Source organism: Pseudomonas abietaniphila, assembly GCF_039697315.1.
GTDB lineage: Bacteria > Pseudomonadota > Gammaproteobacteria > Pseudomonadales > Pseudomonadaceae > Aquipseudomonas > Aquipseudomonas abietaniphila_B.
Genome location: NZ_CP155619.1, coordinates 4,274,646 through 4,297,366, shown reverse-complemented (window position 1 = coordinate 4,297,366; position 22,721 = coordinate 4,274,646). Strand labels below are relative to the sequence as shown.

General features: G+C 59.5%; 20 protein-coding genes. 7 read left to right on the top strand and 13 right to left on the bottom strand.

From position 1 onward, the window contains the following. Positions 1–6: 6 nt before the first annotated feature. The 6 genes from cyoD to hmpA all read right to left on the bottom strand — a co-directional run bounded on the left by cyoD (position 7) and on the right by hmpA (position 6,381). A complete protein-coding gene (gene cyoD / locus ABDX87_RS18935; protein ID WP_074755934.1) occupies positions 7–339 on the bottom strand; it encodes a cytochrome o ubiquinol oxidase subunit IV in 333 nt (110 codons plus the stop codon). Continuing rightward, on the bottom strand, positions 340–972 hold the full coding sequence (locus ABDX87_RS18930; RefSeq protein ID WP_074755936.1) for a cytochrome o ubiquinol oxidase subunit III: 633 nt from the start codon (positions 970–972) through the stop codon (positions 340–342). Positions 973–975: 3 nt separating this feature from the next. Continuing rightward, positions 976–2,994, bottom strand: coding sequence for a cytochrome o ubiquinol oxidase subunit I (gene cyoB / locus ABDX87_RS18925; RefSeq protein ID WP_346829255.1), 2,019 nt, complete (start codon positions 2,992–2,994; stop codon positions 976–978). Between the two features lie 3 nt (positions 2,995–2,997). Further along, complete coding sequence (gene cyoA / locus ABDX87_RS18920) at positions 2,998–3,933, bottom strand: ubiquinol oxidase subunit II (RefSeq protein WP_346829254.1); 936 nt, start codon at positions 3,931–3,933, stop codon at positions 2,998–3,000. A 469-nt stretch (positions 3,934–4,402) separates the two neighbouring features. Next, complete coding sequence (locus ABDX87_RS18915) at positions 4,403–4,912, bottom strand: disulfide bond formation protein B (RefSeq protein WP_346829253.1); 510 nt, start codon at positions 4,910–4,912, stop codon at positions 4,403–4,405. Between the two features lie 287 nt (positions 4,913–5,199). Then, positions 5,200–6,381 (bottom strand): NO-inducible flavohemoprotein, encoded by a 1,182-nt coding sequence (hmpA, locus tag ABDX87_RS18910; protein WP_346829252.1) that lies wholly within the window; start codon positions 6,379–6,381, stop codon positions 5,200–5,202. A gap of 293 nt (positions 6,382–6,674) precedes the next feature. On the opposite strand from hmpA, the gene ABDX87_RS18905 reads away from it, so the two are divergent. The 5 genes from ABDX87_RS18905 to ABDX87_RS18885 all read left to right on the top strand — a co-directional run bounded on the left by ABDX87_RS18905 (position 6,675) and on the right by ABDX87_RS18885 (position 10,333). Then, positions 6,675–7,571 (top strand): chemotaxis protein CheV, encoded by an 897-nt coding sequence (locus ABDX87_RS18905; protein ID WP_074755946.1) that lies wholly within the window; start codon positions 6,675–6,677, stop codon positions 7,569–7,571. Positions 7,572–7,612: 41 nt separating this feature from the next. Continuing rightward, positions 7,613–8,074: a GNAT family N-acetyltransferase gene (locus ABDX87_RS18900; protein ID WP_431061163.1), complete on the top strand. Its 462-nt coding sequence runs from the start codon at positions 7,613–7,615 to the stop codon at positions 8,072–8,074. Positions 8,075–8,127: 53 nt separating this feature from the next. Beyond that, positions 8,128–8,451, top strand: coding sequence for a hypothetical protein (locus ABDX87_RS18895; protein WP_346829250.1), 324 nt, complete (start codon positions 8,128–8,130; stop codon positions 8,449–8,451). 157 nt (positions 8,452–8,608) lie between these two features. After that, positions 8,609–9,361: a YkgJ family cysteine cluster protein gene (locus ABDX87_RS18890; protein ID WP_346829249.1), complete on the top strand. Its 753-nt coding sequence runs from the start codon at positions 8,609–8,611 to the stop codon at positions 9,359–9,361. A 9-nt stretch (positions 9,362–9,370) separates the two neighbouring features. Then, positions 9,371–10,333, top strand: coding sequence for a GlxA family transcriptional regulator (locus ABDX87_RS18885; protein ID WP_346829248.1), 963 nt, complete (start codon positions 9,371–9,373; stop codon positions 10,331–10,333). Positions 10,334–10,369: 36 nt separating this feature from the next. On the opposite strand, the gene ABDX87_RS18880 is transcribed toward ABDX87_RS18885, so the two are convergent. The 7 genes from ABDX87_RS18880 to ABDX87_RS18850 form a co-directional block, all read right to left on the bottom strand. Beyond that, positions 10,370–10,606: a hypothetical protein gene (locus ABDX87_RS18880; protein WP_346829247.1), complete on the bottom strand. Its 237-nt coding sequence runs from the start codon at positions 10,604–10,606 to the stop codon at positions 10,370–10,372. Between the two features lie 107 nt (positions 10,607–10,713). After that, positions 10,714–11,706, bottom strand: a complete 993-nt coding sequence (locus ABDX87_RS18875; RefSeq protein ID WP_431061162.1) for a fimbrial protein — start codon at positions 11,704–11,706, stop codon at positions 10,714–10,716. A gap of 2 nt (positions 11,707–11,708) precedes the next feature. Beyond that, positions 11,709–12,542 (bottom strand): fimbrial biogenesis chaperone, encoded by an 834-nt coding sequence (locus ABDX87_RS18870; RefSeq protein ID WP_346829246.1) that lies wholly within the window; start codon positions 12,540–12,542, stop codon positions 11,709–11,711. After that, entirely contained in the window at positions 12,539–14,977 is a 2,439-nt protein-coding gene (locus tag ABDX87_RS18865) for a fimbria/pilus outer membrane usher protein (protein WP_346829245.1), read from the bottom strand. The genes ABDX87_RS18870 and ABDX87_RS18865 overlap by 4 nt, the downstream gene beginning before the upstream one ends. A gap of 269 nt (positions 14,978–15,246) precedes the next feature. Continuing rightward, entirely contained in the window at positions 15,247–16,002 is a 756-nt protein-coding gene (locus ABDX87_RS18860) for a fimbrial biogenesis chaperone (RefSeq protein WP_346829244.1), read from the bottom strand. Positions 16,003–16,063: 61 nt separating this feature from the next. Continuing rightward, positions 16,064–16,648, bottom strand: coding sequence for a fimbrial protein (locus ABDX87_RS18855; protein WP_346829243.1), 585 nt, complete (start codon positions 16,646–16,648; stop codon positions 16,064–16,066). A gap of 1,119 nt (positions 16,649–17,767) precedes the next feature. Beyond that, positions 17,768–18,097, bottom strand: a complete 330-nt coding sequence (locus ABDX87_RS18850) for a hypothetical protein (RefSeq protein ID WP_346829242.1) — start codon at positions 18,095–18,097, stop codon at positions 17,768–17,770. Positions 18,098–18,392: 295 nt separating this feature from the next. Here ABDX87_RS18850 and ABDX87_RS18845 point away from each other — a divergent pair, with 295 nt between their 5' ends. Beyond that, positions 18,393–19,562, top strand: a complete 1,170-nt coding sequence (locus ABDX87_RS18845) for an efflux RND transporter periplasmic adaptor subunit (RefSeq protein ID WP_346829241.1) — start codon at positions 18,393–18,395, stop codon at positions 19,560–19,562. After that, entirely contained in the window at positions 19,559–22,693 is a 3,135-nt protein-coding gene (locus ABDX87_RS18840; protein WP_346829240.1) for a multidrug efflux RND transporter permease subunit, read from the top strand. Before ABDX87_RS18845 ends, ABDX87_RS18840 begins: the two co-directional genes overlap by 4 nt. Positions 22,694–22,721 lie beyond the last annotated feature (28 nt).

The window sequence follows — 22,721 nt, the reverse complement described above, 5'->3', positions numbered from 1 at the left end:
TTTTCCTCACTTCGCCATCATGAAGGTGTGAATGCTGAACATGATCCAGACACTCAGACCCACCAGCAGCAAGATCACCAACGTGGCGAATGCAAACGCAATCACGTTGTTGCGCTGGGCCGCGGAACGATCCAGGTGCAGGAAGTACACCAGGTGAACCAGAACCTGCACGACTGCGAAGATCAGCACGACCCACAGGGTCGCAACCTTCGAGATCGTCGGGAACATCACCAGACCGAAAGGAATCGCGGTCAGGATGATCGACAGGACGAAACCGACCATGTACGACTTGAAGCTGCCGTGGCTGGCATCGTCATGAGAATGATGTGAATTAGCCATTTAAATGGTCCCCATCAGGTAGACAACGGTGAACACGCAGATCCAGACCACGTCCAGGAAGTGCCAGAACAGGCTGAGCATGCTCAGACGGGTTTGGTTGGTCGACGTCAGGCCGTTCTTGCTGACCTGATACATCATGATCGCCATCCAGATCAGACCGCTGGTCACGTGCAGACCGTGGGTACCGACCAGCGTGAAGAACGCCGACAGGAAGCCGCTGCGGTTCGGGCCGTAGCCTTCGGAGATCAGCATGTGGAACTCGTTGACTTCCATGCCGATGAAGCCCAGGCCGAACAGGAAGGTCACGAACAACCAGCCCAGAACGCCAGCCTTGTTACCCTTGTGCATCGCCAGCATGGCGAAACCGTAGGTGATCGAGCTGAGCAACAGGCAGGCGGTTTCACCCAACACGTATGGCAGTTCGAAGATGTCGTGGCCCGAAGGACCACCGGCAACGTTGTTCACCAGCACTGCATAGATTGCGAAGATCGACGCAAACAGGATGCAGTCGGTCATCAGGTAGATCCAGAAGCCGTAGATCTTCATCTCGCCGGCGTCATGGTGACCGTGGTCATGCTCATGGTCATGACCGTGGTCGTGACCCTTCGCACCTTCAAATACTAAGTTCGACATTGTTTATGCCTGCTCCAGCTTGTTGACAGGAGTGTTCGCCTGGGCGTTACGCACCGAGGCCAGGATCTTGTGTTGCTCGCCTTCGATACGTGCCACTTCCGAAGCAGGAACCATGTAGCCCTGATCGTCACGTGCCGCGTGGATGACGAAGTAAACGATGGTGCCTACCAGGCTCACGCCCGCCAGCCAGAAGATGTGCCAGATCATCGCGAAACCGAAGACGGTGAGCAGTGCGCCCATCACCAGACCGGTTGCCGTGTTGTTCGGCATGTGGATGTCGGAGTACTTGGCCGGAACCGCATACGCTTCGCCATCACGCTTGGCCGCGTAGAACGCGTCGATCTCTTCCGCCTTCGGCAGTTCTGCGAAGTTGTAGAACGGAGGTGGCGACGAAGTGGACCATTCCAGGGTGTGGCCATTCCATGGGTCACCGGTCAGATCGCGGTTCTGCTCGCGGTCACGGATACTCACGTAGATCTGAATCAGCTGGCAGGCGATACCGACCATGATCAGCGCCGCGCCCCAGAAGGCAACGTGCAGATACGGAGTCCAGTCCGGATTGTCAGTGGTGTTCAGACGACGGGTCATGCCCATGAAGCCCAGCGCGTACAGCGGCATGAAGGCCACGTAGAAGCCCGAGATCCAGAACCAGAACGCTGCCTTGCCCCACTTCTCGTTCAGCTTGAAGCCGAACGCTTTAGGGAACCAGAACGCGAAACCGGCGATGTAACCGAATACCGCACCACCGATGATCACGTTGTGGAAGTGCGCGATCACGAACAGGCTGTTGTGCAGCACGAAGTCAGCACCCGGGATAGCCAGCAGAACGCCGGTCATACCACCGATGGAGAAGGTAATCATGAAGCCCAGGGTCCAGCACACTGGCGCGGTGAAGCGCAGGCGGCCCTGATAGATCGTGAACAGCCAGTTGAACAGCTTCACACCCGTCGGGATGGAAATCAGCATCGTCGCCAGACCGAAGAAGGCGTTGACGCTTGCACCCGAACCCATGGTGAAGAAGTGGTGCAGCCAGACCATGAAGCCCAGTACCGAGATCGCGCCGGAAGCGTAGATCATCGAGTGGTGGCCGAACAGGCGCTTGCCGGTGAACGTCGAGATGACTTCGGAGAAGACGCCGAACGCCGGCAGAATCAGGATGTAAACCTCAGGGTGACCCCATGCCCAGAACAGGTTCACGTACATCATCGGGTTACCACCCAATTCGTTCGTGAAAATGTGGAAGTCCAGGTAACGGTCGAGGGTCAGGAACGCCAGGGTACCGGTCAGGATCGGGAACGAAGCCACGATCAGGACGTTAGCCCAGGTGCAGGTCCAGGTGAAGATCGGCATGTCCATCAGCTTCATGCCAGGTGTACGCATCTTCAGGACGGTGACCAGGAAGTTCACGCCCGTTAGCGTTGTACCAAGACCCGATAGCTGCAGTGCCCAGATGTAGTAGTCAACACCCACGCCCGGGCTGTAGCCCAGCTCGGACAGCGGTGGATAGGCAACCCAGCCGGTACGTGCGAATTCGCCGACACCCAGGGACACGTTGACCAGCACCACACCGGAGATCAGCAGGTACAGGGACAGCGAGTTCAGGAACGGGAAGGCAACGTCGCGAGCGCCGATCTGCAGAGGCAGAACGATGTTCATCAGACCGGTGAAGAACGGCATCGCCATGAAGATGATCATGATCACACCGTGAGCGGTGAAGATCTGGTCATAGTGTTCAGGCGGCAGATAGCCAGGCGAACCTTCAGTGGCCAGGGCCAGCTGGGAACGCATCATGATGGCGTCGGCAAAGCCGCGCAGCAGCATGACCATGGCGATGATGATGTACATCACGCCGATTTTCTTGTGGTCGACCGACGTCAGCCACTCGGTCCACAGGTAGGTCCACTTTTTGAAATACGTGACAAGACCGAGTACCGCCGCACCGCCGATAGCGATCATGGCAATCGTGATCATGACTATCGGTTCGTGGAACGGAATCGCGTCCAGACTTAATTTACCAAACATCGTTTACTCCTCTGCCTCAGCAGCTGAATGCTTACCTATGTCCATCCCTTCCATACCGGCCACTTCTTTCTTCTCGTGCTCAATCTTGCCCGGCTTCATACCTTCATACTTGTCGATGATGATCTGGAACAGGTTGGGAGTGACCGTGGAGTAGAGTTCAACGGGGTTACGTTCGCTAGGTTTGGCCAGAGCGGTGTACTCAGCCGATGCCAGCTGTTTAGGTGAATTCTTGACCTCGGCAACCCAGGCGTCGAAACCAGCCTGATCGGTTGCGGTTGCCTTGAATTTCATGCCGGTGAAACCTGCGCCGCTGTAGTTGGCGGAGATGCCATCGAACTCGCCGTTTTCGTTGGCGATCAAGTGCAACTTGGTCTGCATGCCGGCCATGGCGTAGATCTGGCCGCCCAGTGCAGGGATGAAGAACGAGTTCATGACCGAATCAGAGGTGATGCGGAAATTGATCGGGGTGTGCGCCGGGAACACGATCTTGTTGACGGTGGCAATGCCTTGGTCTGGGTAGATGAACAGCCATTTCCAGTCCAGCGCGACCACTTCGATGGTCAGCGGCTTCACGTCAGATTCAAGCGGACGGTAAGGGTCCAGCGCGTGGGTCGACTTGTAGGTCACATAGCCGAGCACGATGATGATGGCCAGCGGAACCAGCCAGACAACCAGTTCAATCTTGGTCGAATGCGCCCAGTCAGGCGTATAGGTCGCGCTCTTGTTCGAGGCGCGATACTTCCAGGCGAAGATGATGGTCATGAAAATGACCGGCACCACCACCAGCAGCATGAGCAGAGTAGCGGTGATGATCAGATCACGCTCTTGCACGCCGACATGGCCCTTGGGATCCAGCAGGGTGTAATCGCACCCGCTGAGCAGGAGCATGCTGAAAAGGGCCAAGAAGCCAAAAAACCTGGGGTACCTTTTTTTACTCATCTCACGACCTCTAAAAGCAGCTTTCGCATCGCAGTTGGGTTTCGACCGCCAACACTTCACCCTGCCAGGTGCTGGCAAATTTTTGGATTGAACAGGGGCCTGTCAGGAAGCGTGTGGCCTCGTAACAAATCCGGGTTTAGCTGTGGTTTCTTATTCGAATGGTGGCACCCGCCTATGCGGACCAAATCCTTTGGCGCAGACATTCTGAACGTAACGCAGGAGGCCATCCAAACGGCGTCTACAAAGGCGTAAAAACGCTTTCTGACCTCGATTTCCGCCGACCATCATGTGAAGGGGGCGTTAAGTGGGGGCGATTGTAGATACGTAAAGTTTTATTGACTATGAGTTATTGCGCAACAGTTAATTTCCGATTCTGTAAGAATGCGATCATTTGTCGCACCTCAAAAACCCTGGATAGCCCCAAATTTGTTAAGGAATTCGGGGCGGTTTTTTACGCAACACTTTGTAATTAACGCGCTTTCATTCGGTTCCGAATGATACCCAGCGGTACCAGAATTACAGTCAGAACAAAAGCGATCAAAGCCCACTGGGCCAGCGACAGTCCGAGGACTGGCGGATATGGCGTCTCGCAAAAGCCGCCGACCTGAAAACCGAGCGGAAACAGCGACGCCAGTGGCAAGCCATCGACAATCGGTTGCAGGACGTCGATGCCGCAGCTCTCGGTCGGGTGGGTCTGAATGTAGACATGACGCCCTGCTGCAACAATCCCGCCGACCGCACTCAATGTGACAAGCCCTTCGCAGATGCTCAGGCTTAGTCGGCCCGGCATGGCTGCACCGATGAAGGCGAAGACCGCGATGAACAGCAACGCGTACCGCTGCAGGATGCACAGCGGGCAAGGTGCCTCACCCAATACGACCTGCATGTACAGGGCTCCGCCGATCAGCGCCAGGCAGATGATGCCCAGCAGCACCAGGAACTGCTTCTCGCGTCGCAGGTAAAACATCTCGTCAGTCATTCACATACCCTTTGAATTGGTGTCCATCCAGATCAACGATCTGCGTTGTTACGTGCCCCGGCCAGTCGGGAAAGCCGGCAATTCTACCATCGTCTCAGCCACACGCTGGCGCAGATGGTGAACATGCCGGAATTACCCGAACATTAAGCGTGACACGTAACAATCGACCGACACCCAACACAACCCCTTCTATATATATAGAAGCATGCGACGCTTTGCCGCAGGGACCGATCGCCGCACCCCTTCCTTATATATAGAAGGATGCGGCTTTATGTCGCACCGCCGAATCACTCCAGCGCCGAGGCCGGACCGAAGAACTCGTAACGCGCCTGTTTTTCAGGCACGCCTGCGGCTTTGAGTTGGCGCTTCATCGCGGCCATGAAACCCTTCGGCCCCAGGAAGTACGCATCGACATCGCGGTCGACAGGAAGCCACTGCTCCAGACGTGCCTGATCCAGCAAGCCAACCGCATGAGCGGCCGGGCTGACGCCGTCGTCTTCGCTGTAGCAGTAGAAGCGCTTGAGCTGCGGGTGTTTGCCCGCCAGCTCTTCGATCCAGTCACGGAAGGCATGAACCGAACCGTTGCGCGCGCAGTGGATGAAGTGGATCGGGCGCTGTGTCTTCAGGGCCGCTTCCAGCATCGCCAGCGTCGGGGTAATCCCCACACCACCACTGATCAGCACCAGCGGCTTGTCATTGTGCGCCAGGGTGAACTCGCCCGATGGCGTGAACAGGTTGATGCTGTCACCCACGTTCAACTGGTCGTGCAGGTAGTTGGAAGCTCGGCCGCCCGGCTCCCGCTTGACGCTGATGCGGTACTGGTTGTTGCCCGCCAGCGCTGACAGCGAGTAGTTGCGGCGGATTTCTTCGCCATTCAGAAACAGCTGCATGCCGATGTACTGACCGGCAGTGAACGCCAGAATCGGCTGACCGTCGGCAGGCTCGAAGTAGAACGAAGTGATCTCGGCGCTTTCCGGCACCTTGGCCGCGACCTTGAATTCGCGAGCACCGCGCCAGCCGCCAGGCGCTGCCGCCTTCTCGTCGTAGATGGTCTTCTCTGCCCCGATCAGAATGTCAGCCAGTTGCCCGTAGGCATTGCCCCAGGCGTTGATGACTTCATCGGTCGCGATCTCGGCGCCGAGCACCTCGCGGATGGCCTCAAGCAGGCATTCGCCCACCAGCGGATAGTGTTCCGGCAGAATTTGCAGTGCGACGTGCTTGTTGATGATCTTGGCAACCAGATCGCCCAACTGCTCGAGCTGATCAATGTGGCGGGCGTACATCAGCACGCCGTTGGCCAACGCGCGGGGCTGATCGCCGCTCGCCTGGTGCGCCTGGTTGAACAGTGGCTGAACCTGAGGGTATCGGGTGAGCAATTTCTTGTAGAAGTAAGTGGTCAGGGCTTCACCGCCGCTTTCCAGCAGGGGCACGGTCGATTTGACGATGGCACGATCCGAAGCATTCAACATGATTGACTCCTGAGACTCGGTTAGTAAGAACTACCTTGGATATATCAGGAAGCGTGCCATAAATTATTTCCTTATAAGTCAATCACTTATTGAGAGGTGGTCAATATGACCAGATCTAGCCGATGGTCATAACGACATCCGACAGGTTATTTCGACTACACGGTGTGGTGAACGCAGCTACTCAGGTCTTTGCCAAAAGGGTTAAAGCCTGCCCGCGTGGGGTCGATAAACCGTCATCGACAGCTGATTGCTCGCATAAGAGACGATCAGACACCGCATGACAGAAGGTTCATATGTCCAAAAACGTCCGTGCAGATTCACTCTCGCTTCTGCTGTTCACGTTACGCAGCGGAAAGCTGATGGCGATCAACCTGCTCAAGGTCAGTGAAATCATCCCTTGCCCTCCCCTCACCCGCTTGCCGGAGTCGCACCCGCACGTCAAAGGTGTCGCCACCTTGCGTGGGAATTCCCTGTCGGTGATCGACCTGAGTCGCGCGATTGGTGAACGTCCTTTGCTCGACCCGGACGGCGGCTGCCTGATCGTCACCGACGTCAGCCGCTCCAAACAGGGTCTGCACGTGCAGGCGGTGAGCAAGATCGTCCACTGCCTGACCACCGATATCCGCCCACCGCCGTTTGGTTCGGGCAACAAATCGTTCATCACGGGCGTCACCCAAGTGGATGGCACGCTGGTTCAGGTGCTGGACATCGAGAAAGTCATCCATGGCATCGCCCCGGCGCGGATCGCTGTCGAACCGACCGAGCTCAGCCCTGAAGAGGTTGAAGTATTGACCAAAGCGCGAATTCTGGTAGTCGATGACAGCCAGGTGGCACTGCAACAGTCGGTCATTACCCTGCGCAATCTGGGGATCGAATGCCACACCGCTCGCAGCGCGCGGGAAGCCATCGATCATCTGCTTGATTTGCAAGGCACGGCGCAGCAGATCAACGTAGTGGTGTCCGACATCGAAATGTCCGAAATGGATGGCTATGCCTTCACCCGCACCCTGCGTGAAACGCCTGACTTTCAGGAGCTGTATGTGCTGTTGCACACCTCACTGGACAGCGCGATGAATGCCGAAAAGGCCAAGGCCGCTGGCGCTAACGCCGTACTGACCAAATTCTCCTCGCCCGAGCTGACACGATGCTTGATCGAAGCCGCCCGCACAGTCGAAGCCCAAGGGATCTGAGGCCCGGCCCCACTGACGCGTCCACCGGTCATTACTGGTTGATGCGTCGGGATCTCACACTTCCACGGCGTCCGGTGGCTTGGCCAGAAACGCTGCACGAGGTGCCGTTCAGTGCCGAGAATGCGGCGGCGGTTCACCGTTTGCTTGCCTTGGGCACGCAGCATGGCGGCGGACGGGTCGCCGACTTCACCACCTGGTTGAACGGGTTCGAAAGCGACCCTGAATTCGATCCGGCACTGTGTTTCGTCGTGGAAGACCCGCTCGGCGTGGTCGCCGTTGCGCAGTGCTGGACCAGCGCCTTCATTCGCAATCTGGTCGTCCACCCTCGCATGCATGGTCGAGGCGTGGGCTCGGCGCTGTTGGCCCGCGTGTTCGAGGCGTTCACTCAGCGCAACGAGGGTCATGTCGATCTGAAGGTCATGGAAAGCAACCTGACGGCCCGACGCCTCTACGAACGTGTCGGCATGCAATATGTGCAGCGCCGCGAACTGGAATCACGCTAAGCCACTCTAATGCGCCGTCACACACGCTCATAACGACGACGATGGAGATTTGCATGAAGACCACCACCCTGATGTTGCTGGCGCTGACCGCTGTTGCGGGTCAAGCCAGCGCCTCCAGCCCGGACGCATGGAAAGCATTCGACAAAACGTTGGTCGACAGCTGCGTTGCCGCAAGCTCACTGAAAAACGCCAAGCCTGCGGGCACTCCGGCCATGTTCGATGACAGCGTCGGCTACAGCGCGCTGCTGATCAAAGGTCAGTACAAACAGGCGTTCATGAAGAATAAAACCGGCACCGAACTGTGCCTCTACGACCGCAAGAACAAGAAAGCGCTGATCACCGAGTGGGACAACGCCACCACGCTGCCCAAGAAATAACGTGCCCACACCCACAGCCGTGTGCGGTACCCATGAAGAATGGGCGCTGGCGCATAACTTGCTGCAATTCCCGCCAACGTGAAAAACACACCCGCGATGACAGATTGCCAACGCGGGTCGGGCGTCTTTCCTCCGAATCGGCGGGTTATCTTTTTCGATGAACACTCAGTTTTCCTGTGTCGGTTGCGGCAAGTGCTGCACCGACCACCATGTCCCGCTCACCTTGTCGGAAGCCGCGCAGTGGGCGGCTGACGGCGGTTCGGTGATCATCCTCACCGAGGCCTTTCTCGCTGATGGCTACGGTGTGCCTGCCGAGCAGCTCACGCACGCTACCCGACGCTCGCATCCGGTCAACAGTGGAACCGCTCAGGCGATGGTCGCGATCACCTTTGCCGCCTACAACGCCGGTCGATGCCGAAATCTTGACGCGGAGAACCTCTGCCGCATTTACGACCGCCGGCCGTTGGTGTGCCGGATTTATCCGATGGAGATCAATCCGCACATTCCCCTGCGCCCAGAGGCCAAGGACTGCCCACCCGAATCCTGGGAACAGGGCCCGGACCTGATCGTCGGCGGTCAGTTAGTGGATCATCAGTTGATGGCGCTGATCGAAGCCTCCCGGCAGGCAGACCGCGATGACATCGCCCGCAAGCAGGCCATCTGCATGGCGCTGGGAATCAATATCACCGCCCTCAAGGGCAACGGGTTCGTCGCCTACCTGCCCGACATGAACGCCTTTTCCGCTGCTGTCGCGCGATTGATCACCGGCGAGTTGCCGACAGCCCCCGATGAAGGCTGGCGATTTCGCGTTGCCGGTGAAGCCGCCACACAGGCATTGGCGCGAGCCGGCGCACGACTGGAGACAGCAGAGTCGATGAGCTATATGTTCATCCCTTTGCAGAGCGCCTGAGACTTTTCGATGAGAAGCGTTGCGATCGTGCTGTTTCCACACGTCCAGTCACTGGACGTCGCGGGTCCGCTGGATGTGTTTGCCGAGGCCAACCGTTTCGTCGCCGAAGGCGATGGTTATCAGATCACCACCATCGGTGCCGCGCCTTATCCGATCCTGGCCTCGAACGGCATGCCGCTCGGTGCCGAATACACGCTTGAAAACGCGCCGAAACAGTTCGACATCCTGTTGCTGCCGGGCGGGCCGCGCCTGCACGAAGGCATCGAAATGCCCAACATTACCGCGTGGCTGCGAGAGGCCACGCCGCTGGCGGGTCGATACGGTTCGATCTGTACCGGCGCCTTCATTCTCGGGCACGCCGGATTGCTGGATGGCAAACAGGTCGCCACGCACTGGAGTCACGCGCAGCAACTGGCTGATTTGTTCCCGAACGCGCGGGTCGAGGCGGATCGCATTTACGTACGCGACGGCACGCTGATGACCTCAGCGGGCGTGACCGCGGGGATCGACATGGCGCTGGCGCTGGTCAGCGAAGATCACGGGCCGGCGATTGCCCTGGCGGTGGCCAAGCGTTTGTTGGTGGTCGCTCAACGTCAAGGCGGACAGTCGCAGTTCAGCCCTTATCTCACGGCATCGGTGGACGACGACTCGCCCGTGGCGAAGATCCAGCGCTACGTCATGGAGCACATTGCCGAACCGTTTTCAGTGGAACGTCTGGCCGAGGTCGTGGCGATGAGCCCGCGCAGCTTTGCCCGGGTGTTTGCACGCGATGCGAAAGTTACGCCTGCCGAGTTCGTGCAGCGCGCGCGAATCGACGCCGCCCGCCATTTGCTGGAGGGCAGCGAAATGGCGATCAAGGCCGTGGCGTATCACTGCGGTTTCGGCAGCGCGGCGCGGATGCGCTTGATCTTCAGCCAGCGTCTGGGCGTGACGCCGACGCAGTACCGGGACAGTTTTCGCAAGGAAGGCTGAATCGTCGATGCCGATTTTGAGCCATCGACCTGTGGATCAGCGCTTGCCCATCGAGCGACGAGTGCCGGACGGTGCTGCACCTGGGCGCTTGTCGTGGTTGGATTTACCCGACCCCTTGTAGTGCGACGGATTTTTCTTGGCCTGCAACAGCTCGCCCGGTTTGAACGGAAAGCTGAAAGCCGGAATCTCGGTTTTCTGTGCCTGTGTTTCGGCGCCCGCCTCGACCGATTCGACGTCAACGTCAGGAGCTGGGGTGTGTTCGGGGGTGGTCATGAAAGCTCCAGAATCGCAAAACGGTCTTAGGATGAACAGGCAGTGCCCGGAAGGCGCGCAGCATACCTGAATCATCGTGCAACTGCCTGTGACAACCGAGCAACGGCCTATTTGTAGAACAGATCGACCATCACCTCAGCCGAGAACGGCCCTGGGGTCGGCGCGTTGGTTTGCCACAGCAGCTCGGCATTGAAGTCGGCCGTGGCCGAATAGTCGTCACCGAGCAAATGGGTGGCGTGAAACGGCTCGTTGTAACGCACCGGGTTGTTGTTGCGTGCATTCGTAATGCGGATGCCAATGCTGTCGTTGTTCGTCGGCACCAGTACATCGCCAGACAGCGTGCCCGACACCGGGGTAAAACGCGCATTGAGGCTGAACGGCGAATCGCAGATTCGGCTGGTCGCCAGGGCAAATCGCTGAAAGGTCGCCACTTCGCCCACGCGCACATTTCTGATCGCCACATCACCAAACTCGACCGTTTCCGGCATGACCCGCAACTCGGCGTTACACGCGACAAAACGCAGTCCCCTCAGGTCGTTGATGACGTAATTGAGGTTGTTGTCCGGCACCGGATTCATCCCGCTGCCACTGTCGACCTGAAACACACGGTAGTTCAGCACATCGCTGGCCACGCCCGAGGGCGGCGTCGGCCCGTACTTCTGGATGAACACCGAGAACGGCAGGTTGAAGCTGACGGTTGGACAGGCTGAAATGCGCCCGGACGCTTCGCTGCATCCCGGCAGTGTCTGCTGTGCAGGAATTCGCCCGTTGCTTTGCAGGTAATCAATGCCATTGAGGGTAAGCCCGGCGCGAATACCCTGACCGATCTGCAGGTTTTCCGGATTCAGGTAAAGGAATACCTCTTCGGCGCCACCCGGCTGGTCCCTTGCGCATTCGACGGCAACATTCAGTCGCTCGGAACGCCAGACGACACTGCCATCGGGCAAGGTCGCCGGAATCGCAACGCTGCTGCTCAAGTCCGCGCGAATCACCGCTTCGCCTGCTCCCTGGGTTTTACAGGTCATGGCCATTCCGGTCGCGGGCAGCGCGAGGCTCAGAAGAAAGGTCGGACACCATCGGGTAAAAGAAAACTTCGTCATGGTCAGCATTTCTCCATCGTTGAATCGGCGGCAAGCACTGCGCGGGGAGGTGCGGTGGGAGGTGCGGTGGGAGGTGCGGTAAGGGCTGCGGGCGACTCGGCACCGGCCGCGTTCAGTCGTGCGTTGAAGGGTGTGTCGCCTGGTGCTTGCGCGCAGAAAGCGCGTTGACCGCCGTAATCGGTCAGCGCTTTGAACGTCAGGCGTCCCCGGACGGAGCGGCTGTTCGGGGTCGATGGCCACGTCAGCGAACGCTCGGACAGCGGCTCGATCAGCAGGTATTCGCTGACTTCTCTGCCCTCGAATACGAGGTCCTGCAACGCCACGTAGAACGGCGTCGGGTTACGCACCCGGAGCGCGTGATCGCCTGTTGCCGAGCGCTGCCACTCGAGGTTCATCGCGGCCTCGGCGGGATCACCCGGCAACGAATCAGGGCGGTAAAACACGTTGATTCGTTGCCGTATTGCGATGCTCAACTGCTGGGCGGCTTCACTGCGACGCGGCACCTCCAGCACGTATAAGTGCAGCAGTGATTCACGATCACCCGGCATGCCGACGCCCTCGTAAAGGAGGCGCAACGTCTGTTTGCCTTGCGCGGGCAGTTGCGCGAGATGCGGTGTCACCACGAACGGCAGGTCGGACGTTACAGACGGCTCGGCATCAGGTGTGCTCAGCCAGGCTTGAATCAGAGTGCTGGTGGTTCCCGGATTGCTGACCTCGATGCTCGATTCACGGAACCGGCCATCGAACACCAGGCGCGTCCCCGCCAGTGATACCGCGGCTTCCACGGCGGTGCTGAAAAACGCCGACGCAGCCCACAACCGGCACGCCCATTTCATTGGCACACCACCTTGACGCGATCGTAGGTGCGTTGCGGGTTTCGGGCGGGCAGATCAAAACGCGCCCTACAGTGCTGATCGCCCCATCTGACGCGTAATTCGCCACTGTCCTGCTCGCTCAAGACCAAGGCCCGGCTGCCGGGATCGACAGCGGCCAAGAGCTTTCCATTCTCGTCCTCCACAACAGCGCCGAGCGGTATGGCGCTGCCGTCGGCGCGCAGCAATTCGAACTGCACCCGACGACCGACCGATGTCTTGAAGGAGACCCGTGGCACCGCACCGCGACGCGGCACCACTTGAGCCACCGCATTGTCCAGTTCGACATCCGCACCCAATGCACGGGTGTCGAGGCTGACCCAGTTGGCGCGATAGGGTTGGGCGTACGGCAGAATCGCGTAGCCGTTACCGCCCGTTTCAACCTGGCTGAAATTGGAGAGCTTTGCGCCACTGACATCCTTGACCTCAACCAAGGCAAAGGTGTCGCCCAGCGGCTGGCCGACGTTCATGCCGCCCGCATGGGCGACCACCGAACCGGATGCGCCGACACTCAGGGCACGATAGTCACGACCCTGGCCGTATCCCGTATCGAATCGACCGTAGGGCGTCGTCGTGCTCAGTTTGCCGAACCCCGCCGAGCCCGAGCGGTTGTCGTGACCGGCCTGCACCGAATAAAAGGTATTGCGGTCATCGAAAACCTGTCCGTTGAGGCCGGCCTGCATGTCGTAATCGCCGGCACTGTCACGCACCGCATTCAAGAAAGCACGCGACGCGCCAGGACTGTCGCCCAGTGGAAGGCTTAGCGTCAGCGCAATACGGTTGTCGGTCTGACTGCCGCCCTCACGCTCGAACGTCTGGTTGCGCTCCACCGATAGGCTGTAACTCAGGCTTCGCCACGCGGCGTTCCAGGACAGATAGAACTGCCGTGTCTTGCCGGCTCTGTCCCAGTAGCGTTGTTCGGAGCCGATGAAGCTCAGTGAGCCGGACTGTTCGGGCAACGCCTGGGTCAGGTTGAACTCGACACGATCCTTGGCCCGCGCCGACGCCGCGCCGTTGCGGGCTTGCAGGGCTTCGACGTGCTCATCGAGGGTTCGGTATCGGTCGGTCGAGTAGCGATAACCCGCCACTGCCAATGTGGTGTTGGTCAGGTCCAGCGTGTTGGCATACCGCACGCGCAGGCTTTGCCCGCTGTAGCGTTCACGCCGCTGCTGACTGAGTGACTGCGTGAGGTCCAGCGACACAGCGCCCACGCCGGTGTTGACGCCAGCGCCGAGGTTGCCCGCCTGATAATCCTCGGCAACCTGAAGGCCTCCGGCCGTCGTCACCTGTTCAGTCAAGCCGTAGATCAACGTCGTGCTGGCGAAGTTTGGCGCCTGGCCACCGTCGTTGCTGTCGTACTGCCCTGCCGCGACGCTGTAACGCAACGCGCCCTTGGGCACCATGATCGGAAGTGACGCATAGGCCTGCACGAACACCCGCTTACGACCGTCCGCCTCGACCACGGTAATTTCAAGATCGCCGTTGGAACCGCTGGGGTAGATATCGGAAATTTCGAATGGGCCGGGCGACACATTGCCGCTGTAGAGCATGAAGCCGTTCTGGCGGACCTCTACCGTCGCGTTGGTTTCGGCGATGCCCCGAATGACCGGCGCATAAACACGCTCGCTGTCAGGCACCATTCCATCGTCGGACGCCAGGGTTGCGCCGATGAATCGAACACTGTCGAACACCTGTGAATCGGTGAAGGTTTCACCCAGCGTCAGTTGGCTCTTGAGGGCGCTGATGTCGCGCTGAACAAAGGTCCGGTTGCTGCGAAACCGGTAAGGCTGCGCATCTCCATAGACCAGCGAGGATTCATTGCGCAGTCGCCACGCCCCCAGGTTGAAACCGTTTCGCAGCCCCAGGTAATACTGATCCTGCGTCTGATTGCCCCGCGTGCGCCGTGCACCGCTGAAGCTGTAATTGACGAAGCCCACTGTTTCGCCTTCGTCCCACACTTCCGGTGGCACGTAGCCACGCGCGCTGCGGGACATCAATGACTGAGGGATGCTGATGCTCAGGCGCAAGCTCGCAGGCTGGTACTCGACGTGCGCGAACTCGACGTTTGCTGGCAGATCAAAGCACGCGCCGGGCGCTGCGGCTGAGCCGTTCATGGCGTCGATGTTCATGCCGAACTGGCGCAGCATCTCCAGCGTCAGACAGGCTTCGATCGCACCACTGACCGGGTTGGCGACAAAATGGATGTCACGTCGCCCGGTCAATGCCCGGTTGACGTAGACGTCCACGCGATACGTGCCGGGCACGACGCTGTTGCCTTGCAGAAAGGTGTTGAGGTCTGCCGGCTGGTCCGTGCCTTGAATGAACGCCGTGTTGAATTTCACAGGGGCGGCTCCCTTGCTGCCCGCGTCGGTCATCGCCATCGACCCGCTGCTGACCATCCAGGCTGCGGTGGCGATACAGGTAGGCAGGGCATGACGTTTGAGCGTCCGGGGAGGGTTTGCCGTGCACGTCCGAGTGCCGGGCGCTACCGCTGTCGAGGGACATTCCTTGTTGTGCTTGTCTCGCCGTTCCATTAGCTGGTTTCACTCGTGTTCTGAGTCTCGATGCGCCGCTGATTCCTTTCTCGCAGGCGCGTGAAGCTGAAGCCGGAAAACAGGTCCGGCCCGAAAAATGGGTCAACGAAAAAATCCCGACCAGCGTGTCGCTGCTAGTCGGGATGAGGCTCGGCCTTACTGGCCTGGGTCACTCGTTCACTGGACACCCTGGCGTGATAGGGCTCCTGAGCGCCGAAGTCGTTGATGCTGATGAAGGACAATTCCACCGGTCCACCCGGCGCCGAAGGGCTCAAAGACAACTGGATTCGCTGCCGAGGGGCGAGCATCCGACTGTCCTCTTGAAACATCACGTGTCCGTTTTTCCGAGCCTCAAGCTTGATCATCGACACGTGATAAGGCCCGGGATTGATGACCTCAATGGAGCCGCCGGACACGCGCCACTGCAGCGCTTGCGCCGCTTTCAGCGGGTCTTCAACCAAACCCTGCGGCCGATAAAACACTTTGATGCGCTGCCGGACCGCGACCTGCAGCTCGTTTTCGCTGGCGGCCTGAGGGATCTCCTGAACGTTGAGCCAAAGCACGGACTCACGGTCGGTTGCCAGACCCTCGCCTGAATACATCACCCTGATCAGCTGTCTGGCATCCCCCGTCATTCGTACCAGCGGCGGGGTCACGGCAAACGGTGGCGCGTCCGGGGAGGCGCTGTCGGGGCCGCCTTCAAGCCAGGATTGCGCAAGGATGTCGCTCGTCCCGGTGTTGTGAACGATCAGACTGACTTCCTTGTTGCTGGCCGGGTAAATCAACCGGGTCGTGTTCAGCACGATGCCCGCGTGTGCCTGCGCGGCCAGCCCCATCGCCAGGCCAGAGCAGATCCAGAAGGCGGAGCAACGAAAAAGAGTAGAAAACATGATGGAATGGTCTCAGGTTCAGAGGTAGGCGGAGCGAGCACTGCTCACCCCGCCTGTTGCATCACTGATAGTCCATCACGAACGGCAGGAAGCCGTCGGCATTGCCAGGATTGGTCGCGGCGCCGTTGAGCACATACACCGCGCCGAAGTTGATTTCAGCGGTGGCACCGTCAGCGCCATCCTTGATCAGCGGAGTGTCGATGGTTTCGTTACCGCTCAAGTCCATCAACTGATTGGAGGCGTTGAGCAGGCCGATGCCCACACCGTCGGCAGCCCCGGTGGTGCGCAGCAGTTTTTGGTCCAGATTATCGAGGCCACTGCCCTGACGTGCGATGAAACGCATGTTGACGGTGTTGTACTGCGAGGCACCGCCGGTGCAGTTGACCAACAGTTGAATCGGCGAGGCGGTTTCCAGTTTGTTGTCGGCGAAGCGGCCGATGTCGGAGAAAGAAACGTTGCCCAGATCGACGTTGATTTCGCCCGGGTTGTTGCCTGGGCTTGCGCCAGTGCCGGCACCGATGTCGCAGGTGATGTTGGTGAGGGTGCCGTTAAATACGAGCTTGCCGTTGTTTGCAGCGTGGGCCGTACCCGATACGCTGAAACCCATTGCGGCCACGATAGCCAGAGAAAGAGAAACCTTTTTCATGTTAACGACGTTCCTTGTGTCAATTCGTGTGTGCCCAGAGGACGGCGAGAACTATAAGCGGACGGGTGATTTGCGGCTGTCAGGCTTTCTACCTTGAACGTGCAGAATCGACAGTGGGCCGTGACAGACGTTTCCGTAGGATCCGGTAGAGCAGGCGTACATCTGGCGGATGGCGTGGCCTGCAGGGTAATCGCCGGAAAAAAGGTCGGGCGGACCTTTGCAGGTGATTTGTAAGGATTGGCGTTGGGCGGGCGCGAGGATGGCGTTCTGGAAGCCTTGGCGCGGGAGTGCGATCTGTTGGTTAGTTCGGGTGGCGCTGACGTTTTTTGATCATTCCCACGCTCTGCGTGGTAACGCAGCGATCAACGCTCTGCGTCAACGTAGACGCGGAGCGTCTTGGCAGGCATTCCCACACGGAGCGTGGGAATGATCACGATCCATGTCCTGACGGCGCTCTCGCGGCATCCATGCCGCTCGGCCCACTCCGCGCCACCTGCGTTCAGCCTGCACCCAAGTCGCATTTTGTGGTGTCTGTACGATTGATGTCGAAGAGCAAAATCAACAGCAGGAGCTGAAGCTGAAATATCAGGCTGACGCAGTCCCTGTAGGAGCGTGGCTTGTCCCGCGATCTGCCGCGTAGCGGTAGCAAAACCAGGCGACTCGGTTATGCCTGAAACTCCGCATGTAGAGGTCTCGCTGCCGGTTCCCGGCAGATCGCGGGACAAGCCACGCTCCTACAGTTGAGAGTGGATTAAGGGAGATTGATGGACAATCAAAAATGCGATGAGCGTTAGCTCCAGCCCGTGTTGCTCCTATACGCGCTAGGCCAGACACCACAAAACGCGACTTGGGTGCAGGCTGAACGCAGGTGGCGCGCAGTGGGCCGAGCGGCATGGATGCCGCGAGAGCGCCGTCAGGACAGGGATGTCCGTTCGGCGCGGGCCCACGGAGCGTCGCCGGAGTGAGCAACCGTGTCGCTTCTCAAGTCATTTTTGATCGTTCCCACGCTCTGCGTGGTAACGCAGCGATCAACGCTCTGCGTCAACGTAGACGCGGAGCGTCTTGGCGGGCATTCCCACGTGGATTGTGAGAATGATCCATGCGTCAGACTCACCGCCCTTACTGGTAATTCAACGTCACAACGCCAATCCGCTCACCCGCGATAACCGATGAGCGTTCGACATAGACGGCGGACACCGGGGTCAATGCCCCACCACACGCATCGTCGCGCGGGGCGAGTTCCACTGTCAGGTTCTCGCTGACCTTCAGCACTTTGACCGTGTCCGCCTGCCGGGCAGCATCGAGAACCCTCGCATCACAACCGGCATTCACAATCCGGCCGTGAAACCTCAGTGTGCTCTCTGCCGCCGAAGCGACGGGTCCGGCCAGAACCCAGGCCCCCACTAACGCGATCGAAAAAAACACCGAGACTGTCTTTTTACTGTTCATCGCCATACTCCGCCGTGAAGGCCCGCTTGTAGAAGTCGAGCCAGGGACAGCCAACCAGAAAAAACACGAACGTCGCTTTAGGAATTGTCGTTATTAAGCTAGATCCCGTTGCTCGAAAATCGTGCCCTCTCTCTGGCTATCGCCCTGTTGCGCCGTTTCTTTACGCCACTTCATGCTCCGCCCTATTCCAGCTGACAATATTGACAGGTAGCAGTCATTTTGCTGACCGGGTCGAAGGGTTATAAAGGAGGCTCTCGATTACCTGCCTCCACACTTTCGCTGGCGTTATCTCTGTATGCACAAGAAGAAAAACTCTTTGATTGCCGTTGCCGGACTGGCGGTGCTTATTGCGGTCGGTGTCTGGTTCTCCACTCGCCCCACCGAAAAGAAAGTCAGTGCCCCTGCGGCCGTGCCGGTTCAGGTGATCAACGTGGTTGAAGAGGACGTGCCGCGCTATGTCACCGGCATCGGGTCGGTGTTGTCGCTGCAAAGCGTGGTGATTCGTCCGCAAGTGGACGGCATCCTGACCCGTTTGATGGTCAAGGAAGGGCAGCAGGTCAAACAGGGCGATCTACTGGCGACCATCGACGACCGTTCCATTCGCGCTGCGCTGGAGCAGGCCAAGGCGCAACTGAGTCAGAGCCAGGCGCAACTCGATATGGCCCAGGTGGACCTCAAACGCTATAAGTTGCTGACCGTCGACAACAGCATTTCCAAGCAGCAATACGACCAGCAGCAAGCCCTGGTCAATCAGCTCAAGGCCACCGCGCAAGGCAATCAAGCCTCGATCAATGCGGCACAAGTGCAGCTTTCCTACACCCAGATCCGCTCTCCGGTGACCGGTCGTGTCGGGATTCGCAACGTCGACGAAGGCAACTTCCTGCGGGTCAGCGATGCCACCGGTCTGTTCTCGGTGACGCAGATCGATCCGGTCTCGGTCGAGTTTTCCCTTCCGCAACAGATGCTCCCTACCCTGCACGACCTGCTCGCTTCCACAACGCCAGCCGCGGTCAACGCCTACCTCGGCGAAGGCGCGACAGGCACCCTGCTCGGCGAAGGCAAACTGACGCTGATCGACAACCAGGTCGCGGCGACCACTGGCACCATCCGCGCTAAGGCCACGTTCGACAACGCCGCCGAAAAACTCTGGCCCGGTCAGTTGGTGACGGTGCGTATCCAGACCGCGCTGGATCGCAATGCGCTGAAGGTGCCGCCGCAAGTGGTGCAGCGCGGCATCGATCAGCATTACGTGTACCGCGTCAAAGGCGACAAGGTCGAAGTCGTCCCCGTCAAAGTCGAGTACCAGGACAGCGACCTGATGCTGATCAAAGGGGTCAACGTCAACGACGTACTGGTCAGCGACGGCCAGTCACGCCTTAAGGACGGTTCACGCATCGAAGTGGTCAAGGCGCAGGGCGTTGATACGCTGGCCGCTGCCAGCAGCGCAAAAGGGGCGGCGAAATGAAAGGCCACGGTTCGATCTCCGCCTGGTGCGTGAATCATCCGATTGCCACGGTTTTGCTGACCTTTGCGTTGGTGCTGTTGGGGTGTATCGCGTTCCCTCGCCTGCCGGTCGCGCCGTTGCCGGAAGCGGAATTTCCGACCATTCAGGTCTCGGCGACCTTGCCCGGCGCCAGCCCGGAAACCATGGCGTCTTCGGTGGCCACGCCCCTTGAAGTGCAGTTCAGTGCCATTCCCGGCATGACCCAGATGACGTCGAGCAGCGCGCTCGGCTCGACCAACCTGACCCTCCAGTTCGTGCTGAACAAGAGCATCGACACGGCCGCGCAGGAAGTGCAGGCCGCAATCAACACGGCCTCGGGCCGTCTGCCTGCCGATCTGCCGACTGCGCCAACCTGGCGCAAGGTCAACCCCGCCGACAGCCCGGTTCTGATTCTCAGCGTCAGCTCCAACCTGATGCCCGCGACCGAGCTGAGCGACGTCACCGAATCGCTGTTGGCCCGACAACTGAGCCAGATCAACGGCGTTGGCCAGGTCTCGATCACCGGCCAGCGACGCCCGGCGATTCGTGTGCAAGCGGCGCCGGAAAAGCTCGCGTCCATTGGCCTGACCCTTGGCGACCTGCGCACCGCGTTGCAGCAGACAAGCCTGAACCTGGCCAAAGGTGCGCTGTACGGCCAGAACAGTGTTTCCACCCTGGCCTCCAACGACCAGCTTTTTCAGGCCAAGGACTATGACCAACTGATCGTTTCCTACAAGGATGGCGCCCCGGTTCATCTGCGTGACGTAGCGCGGGTGGTCGACGGCTCGGAAAACGCCTACGTCAACGCTTGGTCCGGCGATCAGCAAGGGGTCAACATCGTGGTGTTCCGCCAGCCTGGCGCGAACATCGTCGAGACCGTGGATCGCGTACTGGGTGAACTGCCCCGGTTGCAGGAAATGCTGCCGGCCTCGGTCGATGTCACGGTGCTCAGCGATCGGACCAAAACCATTCGCGCGTCCTTGCACGAAGTGGAAATGACGCTTTTGATCGCCATCGTGCTGGTGATTGCGGTGATGGCCATTTTCCTTCGTCAGCTCTCCGCGACGCTGATCGTGACGGCCGTGCTGGGCGTGTCGCTGGTCGCCAGTTTCGCGCTGATGTACGTCATGGGTTTCAGCCTGAACAACCTGACGCTGGTGGCGATCGTGGTGGCCGTCGGCTTTGTGGTGGACGACGCAATCGTTGTGGTGGAGAACATCCATCGACACCTGGAAGCCGGCGAAAGCATGCGTGGTGCGGCGATCAAGGGCGCAGGCGAGATCGGCTTCACTGTCGTGTCCATCAGCTTCTCGCTGATTGCCGCGTTCATTCCGCTGCTGTTCATGGGCGGCGTGGTGGGTCGGCTGTTCAAGGAATTTGCCCTGACCGCAACCTCGACAATTCTGATTTCCGTAGTGGTTTCGCTGACGCTGGCGCCGACCTTGGCCGCGTTGTTCATGCGTGCGCCGAAACATGATGCCCATGCCAATCCGGGTTTCGGCGAACGCCTGGTGGCGCGCTATGCCCGTGGCGTGCGTTTCGCCCTCGCCCATCAGCGCATGATGCTGGGTATTTTCGGCGTGACGCTGGTCCTCGCGGTGGCTGGGTATGTGTTGATCCCCAAAGGCTTCTTCCCGGTTCAGGACACCGGCATGGTGCTCGGCACGAGTGAAGCGGCCGCGGACATTTCCTACCCCGACATGGTCGAGAAACACAAACAACTGGCGAAAATCATCGCTGCCGACCCGGCCGTAAAAGCCTTCTCTCACTCGGTGGGCGTCAGCGGCAGCAACCAGACCATCGCCAACGGCCGTGTCTGGATTGCGTTGAAAGATCGCGGTGACCGCGACGTGTCGGCCAGTGAGTTCATTGATCGCATCCGGCCCAAGCTGGCGAAGATTCCGGGTATCGTCCTGTACCTGCGTGCGGGCCAGGACATCAACCTGAGTTCCGGCCCGAGCCGCGCGCAGTATCAATACGTGCTCAAGAGCAACAATGGCGCGCTGCTCAACGAATGGACGCAGAAGCTGACTGAAAAGCTGCGTTCGATTCCTGCCTTCCGCGACCTGTCCAACGACCTGCAACTGGGCGGAAGCGTGACGCATCTGGACATCGACCGCAGCGCCGCCGCCCGCTTCGGGCTGACCACGGCGGATGTCGATCAGGCGCTGTACGACGCGTTCGGGCAGCGTCAGATCAACGAATACCAGACCGACATCAACCAGTACAAAGTGATTCTGGAACTCGAACCGCAGCAACGCGGCAAAGCCGAAAGCCTGAATTACTTCTATCTGCGCTCACCGCTGACCAACGAAATGGTGCCGCTGTCGGCGCTCGCCAAAGTCGGCGCACCGAAAATGGGGCCGCTGTCGATCGCTCACGACGGCATGTTCCCGGCCGCCAACCTGTCGTTCAACCTGTCGGCGGGCGTAGCGTTGGGTGATGCCGTCGTGCTGCTCGATCAGGCCAAGAACGAGATCGGCATGCCGGCCTCGATCATCGGCAACTTCCAGGGCGCCGCTCAGGCGTTTCAGAGTTCGCTCGCCAACCAACCCTGGTTGATCCTGGCCGCGCTGGTGGCGGTGTACATCATTCTCGGCGTGCTATACGAAAGCTTCGTGCATCCGCTGACCATCATCTCCACCCTGCCCTCCGCCGGCATCGGCGCACTGTTGATGCTGTGGTTGATGGGGCAGGATTTCTCGATCATGGGTTTGATCGGTATTGTGTTGTTGATCGGTATCGTCAAGAAGAACGGCATCCTGCTGGTGGACTTCGCCCTCGAGGGGCAGCGGCATCGCGGCCTGTCGCCGCAGGACGCCATTTATGAGGCGTGCGTGACCCGCTTCCGGCCGATCATCATGACCACCCTGGCGGCGCTGCTTGGCGCACTGCCACTGATGCTCGGCTATGGTGTCGGGGCTGAACTGCGTCAACCGCTGGGCATCGCGGTCGTCGGCGGTTTGCTGGTGAGTCAGGCGCTGACGCTGTTCACCACGCCAGTGATTTACCTGCAACTGGAGCGAATCTTCCACCGCAGGCACCCGACCACCACCCCGACGCCTCCGCCAACGGAGAAGAAACCGACGCCCATGCTGGTGGCTGAAAAGTAAACACTGACACGAAGCACCCGACGGCAAG